Below are 8289 nucleotides of genomic sequence, written 5' to 3'. Positions count from 1 at the left end.
TGGTACAGGACTGCGTGGAGGCCATCCGCCGCCGCCGCGAAGCCCCCAGCCGCGGTGCGGTCGCCCCCCTATGAGTAACGCAATGCCCGCCTGGATCCTCACCGAAAACGCCTCGCTGAAGGCGCTCAACACCTTCCACGTCGACGCCACTGCCGCGCAGCTGCTCGAGCTGCACGACGCGTCGCTGCTGCCGGAGGTGCTGGCGCTGCCGCAGGTCGCCGACGGCCCGCTGCTGGTGCTGGGCAGTGGCAGCAACGTGCTGCTGGCCGGCGATGTGGAGGGCACCGTGCTGGTGTTCGCCAACGCCGACATCCAGATCTTGGAGCACCGCGCCGACCATACCGTGGTGCGCGCCGGGGCCGGGGTGAACTGGCACGGGCTGGTGATGTGGTCGCTGCAGAACGGGCTTTCCGGGCTGGAGAACCTGGCGCTGATTCCCGGCACCGCCGGCGCATCGCCGATCCAGAACATCGGCGCCTACGGTGTGCAGGTGGAAGAATTCATCCAGACCGTGGAAGCCTGGGACCGCGAGGCCGGCGAATGGGTACGGCTGGATACCGAGGCCTGCCAGTTCGGCTACCGCGACAGCGTCTTCAAGCATGCCCCGGACCGCTACCTGATCAGCGCGATCGAACTGCGCCTGCCGCTGCTGCATGAGTTGCGCCTGGGCTACGCCGGGATCAGCGAAGAGATGCAGGCGATGGACGTGGAACTGCCGGCCGCCACCGATGTGGCCAATGCGGTGATCAACATCCGCCGGCGCAAGCTGCCCGATCCGGATGTGCTCGGCAATGCCGGCAGCTTCTTCAAGAACCCGGTGCTGCCGCTGGAACAGGTCGAGGTACTGCTGCAGCACTTCCCCGAGCTGCCGGTGTATCCGGCCGCCGAGGACAGCCGTCGCAAGCTGTCGGCGGCATGGATGATCGAGGCCTGCGGCTGGAAGGGCTACCGCGAGGGCGATGCCGGCGTGTCGCCGGACCATGCGCTGGTGCTGGTCAACCATGGCGCAGCCAGCGGTGAGGACCTGCTGGCCCTGGCGCGGCGGATCTCGGCCTCGGTGCTGGAGAAATTCGGCGTGCCCATTGAACCGGAGCCCCGCCTGATCGGCGCGCAGTGGTGACCCCACCGCTCGCCCTGCCCTCTGCCACTCCCTTGCGTGCGGCACTGTTGATGCTGGGCAGCACGCTGGCGTTTGGTTTGATGGCGGTGGCGATCCGCTACGCCACTGCCCACGTACCCACCCAGGAAGTGGCGTTCTTCCGCAACGCGTTCGGCCTGCTGGTGCTGCTGCCGCTGCTGCTGCGCCCGGGCCGCGGGTCGCTGCGAACCCAGCAGTTGCCGCGTTACCTGCTGCGCAGCGCGATCGGCCTGGCCTCGATGCTGTGCGCGTTCTGGGCGATCGGCCATCTGCCGATGTCGCAGGCGATCTCGCTGTCCTATTCCACCCCGCTGTTCGTCACCATCGCTGCGGTGCTGTGGCTGGGCGAGACCGTGCGCGCGCGCCGCTGGGCCGCGGTCATCATCGGCTTCATCGGCGTGCTGATCATCGTGCGGCCGGGCTCGACCAGCTTTACCCCGGGCACCCTGGTGGCGGTGCTGGCCGCCGTGCTCAGTTCGCTGGTGGCCATCCAGATCAAGCAGCTCACCCGCGTGGACAGCGCCGATGCGGTGGTGCTCTACACCTATCTGTTCTGGGTGCCGCTGTCGCTACTGCCGGCGGTGTTCGTGTGGGTGTGGCCGACCGGCATGGCGTGGCTGTGGCTGGCCGCCACCGGGCTGTTCGGCACCGTCGGCCAGCTGCTGTGGACCCGGGCGCTGCGACTGGGCGAGGTGTCGGCACTGACGCCGATCAGCTTCATGCAGTTGCCGCTGGTGGCCGTGCTGGGCTGGCTGCTGTTTGGCGAGACGCTGGACCGCTGGACCGTGATCGGCGCCGGCATCATCCTCGGCGCCAACGCCTACATCGCCCACCGCGAAGCGGTACTGTCGCGGCGCGCGGCCTCGCAGGCCGCCAGCGCCGGTGCCAAGCCCGGCCAGTAGGTCACGCGGCGGCCGCCGCCCAGCTACGCGCGGCACTGTCGACCACGTTGCCCGGGGCGAACTGCTCGTCCATGTAGCGCAGCGCCTGGCGACGCTGGGTGGGTGGGCGCGAGGCGGCACCCGGCTCCAACAGCAGGTCATGGAACTCCTGCACGTCCTGCAGGATCCGCCAGTGCCGGTAATAGGCGATGCGCGCCGCATCCACGGCCACTTCGCCGTAGCCCTCGCGGAAACACGGGGGATCCTCGCGCCCCCAGCGCCCGCCAACCGCAGCCCCGACCAGCATCAGGTCGCGCTCGCGCGGGGCCAGCATCATCTCGTCCCAATCGATCAGGCACAGGCCGCCATCGGTGCGCAGCAGCAGGTTGCCGGCGTGCAGGTCGCCGTGACACAGCACCCGTAGGATCGGATGCCGGACCAGCCGTTCGCGCAGTTCCACGCAGCGCTGCCAGACCTCGGCGATACGCGGCCGGTGCTGGCGCCACGCACGCAGGTACTGTGCAGACAGATCGTCAGCCAGCGGCCAGCGCGCATCACCACGGCGCAACCAGGCCCCCACGCGCTCCACGGCGGTGTCATCGTCGAAGCCCGGCTGCGCCAGTCCGGCGGCCAGGGTGTCCGGCAAACGCACCTCGTGCACCTGGCGCAGCACCTCGCCCAACCGCCGCCATTGCTGCTGCGACAGCGCTGCCTCGAATCCGGACTGGCCCTCGACATAGGCGAACAAGGTCCACTGCAGGCCTTCGGCGCGTATGGCCGGCGCACCGTCCAGCGTAGGTTGCGGTGCCGCCACCTCACTCAGGCCCAGCGACACGCGCAGATGCTGCAGCACCTGCCACACCGCTTCGTCCACCGCGTAGCGGCGGCACTTCAACCACCAGCGCGTGCCGTCATCGGCGCCAATCTGGTAAACCGTGGCCCCGGCATCGGCACCGGCCGGACGCTGCACCACCGACGTGGCGCGCACGCCCCACGCCTGCGCCAGCACGGCGCCGATCTGCGAAGAAGACAATTCCTGTGGATGCAGCATCAATCCGCCGTGATGCACGAACATGTGCCCACTATCGCAGAATCGAGGCGAACTGGCAGCGTATTGCGTCACGCTGCGACGCGATCTGCACGCTTCCAGACATGGATTCGGACGATTTCTATGTCAGCGCCGCCGTCATCGCCTGCAGCTCGCGCTGTTGCAGCGTGCACGCCTCTTCGCGTTGGAACTGGGTCGCGAACAATGGCACCGCGAACGCGTAACGCAGGCCGTCGTCTTCGCGGCGGATGACGTAGGCCAGCTGCAACCGTGCCAGCGCCCGCCGCAGCGACTCCGGATCAACGACCACCCCAGCCGCATCGAAGTCGGCCAGCAAAGCCTCCAGCGGTACGCCACGCCCGCCGCTGCCGTCCAGCTGCTCGGCCGCGAGCCGGTAGACCACGATGCGGTCAATTCGATTGGCCACCGGATCAGGAGTCAGGCGCGCCCATCCGGCCAACGCATCGAACACCGGCTCGGCCACCAGCGCCGCGTGCAGCTGCGCCGCATCGATCACCCGCTCGCCACGTCCCAGTTGCGCCAGCAACTGCTGGCACACGATCGCCACCAGGTTGGCGCGTCGACCACAGGCGGCCACCAGTCGTCGCGGCAGTTCCGGCGCGGCGTAGTGCACGCCCAGTCTGGCCATGGGTTCGGTCGCCAGCGCCTGGCAGGCCTCGTCTTCCAGGCCGCCAACGTGGATCACCTCGCCAAAGTTGCGCAGCGGCGAGGCAAAATCCAGCGTCACCGCTTCGTACAGATCCCAGAAACCGGCCAGCATGAAGTGGCAGCGCCCTTCCTCGCTGATGGCCCGCAGCGCGCCCAGCTGCGGATAGCCGGCGCCGGCCTCGGCGCGCAGGAACAGGTCGGTTTCATCGATCAGCAGCAACACCCGTCGGCCCTGCGCCTGCGCGGACAAGGCGGCCACCAGCGCATCGATGCCCGCGTCTTCAGGCAGGCCGAGCTCCACCGCCAGGCGTACGCTCAAGCGGTGATCGCGCAGCGACAGGTAACGGCAATGCACGCGCGGATGGCCGGCGAAGCGCCGCTCGATCGCCTTCATCAGGCTCGTCTTGCCCAACTGCCGCCCGCCGACCAACAGGTAGTTGCCCGGCTCGCGATTGAGCACCCGCGCCAGCAGCGCGGCGCGACCGAAGAACGCCGACGGACGGGTGATGCCGCCATGGGTCTGGTAAGGGGAGATCCGGGTGACCTTCAACTGGCGCGTCAGCAGCGCCAGCAGCAGCGCCAACGCGCCCGGCTGCAGCAGCCAGCGGGTCTGCGCGGCCAGATCCAGGCAGACGCACAGGTTGGCCGGGTCATCGGCATGGTCGATCAGCGCCGGCTCGGCCAGCAGCGAGGGGCTGACCACCATCACCACATCCTGGCCATTGGGCATGGCGCGCAATTGCTGCACGATCGCCAGACCGCTCATGCCGGGCTCGGGCAGATACACCCACAGCCGCTCCAGCGCCACCGGCATGGCGTCGGGCAAGGCCCATTCGCGCACGCAGCCGGGCAACGTCCATCCCTGCGCCGGCGTATCGGTGGCGCCGATCCGCGCGGCCAGCAACGCCGCCTGCGCCTCGGCCGATACCTGCGACTGGCGCAGTGCCTCGCGCCAGCGCACGCTGGCCACGCCGGCATCGGCCAGCACGCGCCCGCGCAGGCGCAGCCAGCCCAGTTGCCGATCCAGCGCAGGCAGTGCCGACAGCGGCTGGTCGAACAGACGCCGGGGGTCGCGCACGACATCGGCCACCGCCGGGCGCATGCGATACCAGACCAGGCCCAGCACGATCAACGCCAGCACGGCGATGCCAAGCACCAGGCACAGCCATTCGATGATGGTCCATGGCGTGCGGGCCTGGCAGTCCGGGGTCTGCCAGCGCGATGGCGGCGCCGGGTTGCCGGGCTGGCAGCGCCAGCGCCCACTGGACGGCTCCAGGGTGAACTCCAGCGCCGTGCCGGCCAGCCCGGCACTGGACGGGAACCGATCGGTGAAGCGCACGCGCAACACATAGGGCGCAGGCACCTCGGCCACCACCACCGCCTCGGCCGGATCATGCACGCCGGGCACGGCGATCTCGGCAGGCCACTGCCCTTCGCGCTCCCAATACCCTTGGGCTTCCTCGCGCAGATACATCATGTCGTAGCGTGCGCCCTGCATCAGCATCATGCTTTCGCCATCGTGCGCGATCTTCCACGCCACCCACGGGTTCAACATCGGGGCGACGAACAGACTGCCGACGAACCAGGCCACGGCCGCGATCAGCACCAGCCGCCAGGTTCGCCACCCCGGCAAGCGGCCGACCCGGCTCATGCGGGCAGGCCGGCAAGGCTGTCGATCACCTGCCGCACCGTGCGCCGGATCGCCTCGCAGCRCCATTCCAGCCACGCGCCATCGGCATGCGGGCGTGCGGTGAGCAGGTTGTGCCAGTACAACTGCCGCAGCACCGGATCGACCAGGTAGGGTCGTGCGGGGGCAAGGCGCGGGCGCTCCAGCCACGCCTCGATGGCCGTGCGCGCCATCGGGTCGCGCAGCAGCGGCAACAACGCTTCCCACAGCCGCGGGTGGGTGGACAGCGTGGCGATCACCGCCTCGTCGTCGAGCGTTGCATCGGCTGACGGCGTGGCCAGCAGGGTCAGCGCCGCCTGCGCCAGCAACGGATGGCCGCCGGACAGATGCAGCGCGCGGGCGAGCAGGTAGTCGGGCACGTTGGCCGCGTTGCGCTGCAGGTCCTCGACGCTCAACTCCGGCCACTGTTCGCTGGCGGCGATGTTGAGCAGCGACAGATCGCCGCCCTGGTACTTCAGGTCGGCCAACGCCGCGCCGCCGCAGATCAGCAGATGCAGCGTGCCGCTGTACATCTCACTGAGGCTGCGCAGGATGCCGGCCAGCACATCGCGCGGTCCGGCCGCGCCCTGCTCGAAGCGGCTGACCAGGCAGAACAATGCACCGGGCTGCTGCAGCCGGCGCGCCAGCGCTGCCTCGAAGGCGGTGTCGGACGCTGCATCGTCCAGTCCGCACTGTGCGGCCAGCAGCGCGAAGTAGTCCTGGTCGCCCTCGCCTGCGCGGAACGGCGGCTGCAGATGCAATACGCGGTCGCCACCGTAACGGTGTGCCGCTTCTGCCAGGATGGCTTCGCGCTCGGGCGGCTGGCCCCAGTGGGCCTGGGTCAACAACAGGCTGACCGGGTACGGTCGCAGTGCCTGCAGGCGGTCGAACAGACGCACCACCGTGGCCGGGATCGGCGTGGTCGTGGCCGTGGTCGGCACGGACGCGACCGGCTCCACCGGAAATTCCGGCTCGAAACCGGCCGAGCACAGCAGTGCGTTGCTTTCCGTTTCGGTCAGTCGCAGGTAGTTGGCACATGCCAGCACGCGGTCGCGATGACGACGGCTGGGCAGCGACGCGCCCGAGCGCCAGTTGTTGACCGCCTCGCGGCTGATGCCGATCTCGGCGGCTACGCCGCCTGCGCTGGCCCGGATGCGACGCATGTGACGCGACAGCAGTTCGGCGAACTCCGGGACAGGCATGGGGAAGGACCAGAACGGGCGGGAATCGGCCACCCTACCGTGGCCGTTTCGGCTGTCAACCATGTGCGTGTCCTGCCTGGAAGCCGCTGTTGTCAGGCCGCCGACACGCTGGCCGRCTGGCGCACCACGAACAGCTTGCGGGTCAGCAACAGGAACACCACGAAGACCAGCACGCCGAGCAGGACCACGCCCACCGACAGCCGTCCCAGCACCGCGCCCAGGCTCTTCTGGCCCTGCAGCCGATCCATGCGTTCGAAGCGCGACGGATCGGCGCGCGCATAGGCCACCTCGACCTGCGCGCCCTCCTGCAGATACGGTGCGGCATTGTCTTCGGACGTACTGAATTCGCCGTTCCGGGCCACGCCGTCGACGACGAACTGGTAGCGGAACTGATAGGTGTGGCTCACACGGCCCTTGCGCCGGCTCTCCTCGATATGGTCCAGCTGCACCGGCACCTGCACGCTGACCGCGTCCTTGAGGATCGCTTCGGCCTGGCGGTGGCCGCTGAGCGCCGAGGCGGAAAACACAATGGCCAGGACGACGTAGCCAAGGATGCACAGCCAGCGCGCGGCCTGGGTAAGGCGTACGTGCGAGGTGTCGGAAACAGGAATGCTGATCATGGTGGTCCCCCGGTAGTGATCGCTTTGGCCAGCAGCGGATGTGCGCTGGCACCGGCGAAGTGTGGGGACGGGCGGCGCAGGCGTGAACCGCCAGCACGTCAAGTTGCGATGTTCCGCGCGTGACGATGCGTCAAGCAGGGACGGTCAGAAGAATTCGTCCAGCAGCCGGTAGAACGCCAGCCGCTGTGGGTCGGGCGCGACGCCATAGTGCGCGAAGAACGGCTGCACCCAGGCCTCGCCCAGGGTGTCGGCGATGCTGCGCGCGGCCAAGGCCAGATCCTGGTGACGGTCGGCCACGCCGGCACGACCGCAATCGATGAATCCGCTGAAACGGCCGTCCTTGGCGATCAGGTTGGGCAGGCACGCATCGCCGTGGGTGACCACCAGATCCGCCTGCGGCTGCGCCGGCACCGTGGCCAGCAGTTCGACAAACACCTGGTCTGCCGATCGGCCCTGCCGCTCATCATCGAAATCCTCGGCGTCCACCTGCCCTGCCGCCAGTCTCGCCTTCGCTGCGGCCAGGCGCCGGGACACGCGGTGGTCGAATGGGCAACCCGACACCGGAAGGGCGTGCAGGTGCTTCAACGCCTCGGCCATGAGCACCGCCACCTGCGCTGGCGCCAGCGCGGGCGACGCGGCCAGATCGGCACCGGGCAGCGCGGTCATCAACAGCCAACGGCGGCCGTTTTCCTCCGCGGCATCGAGCACTTCCGGGACCGAAACGCCTTGGGCGTGCAGCCAGCGCAGCCGCGCGATCTCCTCATGGAGTTCGCTGACCTCATCGACCTGCTCGGTCTTCAGGAACCGGTCCGGGCCGTCGCGGTCCTGCACGCGGAACACGTCCGCGCGCGACATGCCAATGGCAAATGCTTCGATACGGATATCGGCCAAGAGGCTGCGCCACGCGGCGGGCAGCATCAGTCCGTCGRCATCCAGCAGTGTAAGTGGCGAGGTCGGCATGCACGCATCCTGCCGTCGCGGAACGAAAATGCAAGCGCCTGCACCGGGTGGCTTCCTGCACGCGACTGGCCTACGCTCGACCCACCGCCACAACCGGGCCTCCCC

Annotated in this window: 7 protein-coding genes; 2 read left to right on the top strand and 5 right to left on the bottom strand. The window is 69.0% G+C overall.

The window, feature by feature from the left end:
• The first annotated feature begins 70 nt into the window (after nt 1-70).
• Together murB and AC1DQP_RS12575 are read left to right on the top strand one after the other, a co-directional pair.
• Complete coding sequence (gene murB / locus AC1DQP_RS12580) at nt 71-1120, top strand: UDP-N-acetylmuramate dehydrogenase (protein ID WP_457320839.1); 1050 nt, start codon at nt 71-73, stop codon at nt 1118-1120.
• Nucleotides 1121-1152: 32 nt separating this feature from the next.
• Complete coding sequence (locus tag AC1DQP_RS12575) at nt 1153-2040, top strand: DMT family transporter (RefSeq protein ID WP_457320842.1); 888 nt, start codon at nt 1153-1155, stop codon at nt 2038-2040.
• A 1-nt stretch (nt 2041) separates the two neighbouring features.
• Here the strand turns inward: AC1DQP_RS12575 and AC1DQP_RS12570 are convergent, their stop codons facing one another.
• From AC1DQP_RS12570 to AC1DQP_RS12550, 5 genes are all read right to left on the bottom strand, one after another.
• Complete coding sequence (locus AC1DQP_RS12570; protein ID WP_478051709.1) at nt 2042-3094, bottom strand: phosphotransferase enzyme family protein; 1053 nt, start codon at nt 3092-3094, stop codon at nt 2042-2044.
• A 94-nt stretch (nt 3095-3188) separates the two neighbouring features.
• Nucleotides 3189-5387, bottom strand: a complete 2199-nt coding sequence (locus AC1DQP_RS12565; RefSeq protein ID WP_478051708.1) for a hypothetical protein — start codon at nt 5385-5387, stop codon at nt 3189-3191.
• Nucleotides 5384-6604, bottom strand: coding sequence for a hypothetical protein (locus tag AC1DQP_RS12560; RefSeq protein ID WP_478051707.1), 1221 nt, complete (start codon nt 6602-6604; stop codon nt 5384-5386). The genes AC1DQP_RS12565 and AC1DQP_RS12560 overlap by 4 nt, the downstream gene beginning before the upstream one ends.
• Before the next feature lie 92 nt (nt 6605-6696).
• The gene (locus AC1DQP_RS12555) at nt 6697-7224 is read right to left on the bottom strand and encodes a DUF3592 domain-containing protein (protein ID WP_478051706.1); all 528 of its coding nucleotides are present in this window, start codon (nt 7222-7224) and stop codon (nt 6697-6699) included.
• A 144-nt stretch (nt 7225-7368) separates the two neighbouring features.
• Nucleotides 7369-8184 carry an APH(3')-II family aminoglycoside O-phosphotransferase gene (locus AC1DQP_RS12550; RefSeq protein ID WP_478051705.1) on the bottom strand — a complete coding sequence of 272 codons (816 nt, stop codon included), beginning with the start codon at nt 8182-8184 and terminating at the stop codon, nt 7369-7371.
• Nucleotides 8185-8289: the final 105 nt, after the last annotated feature.

This window comes from Stenotrophomonas sp. P5_A8, assembly GCF_056400545.1.
This window is presented reverse-complemented; position numbering and strand designations above follow the sequence as displayed.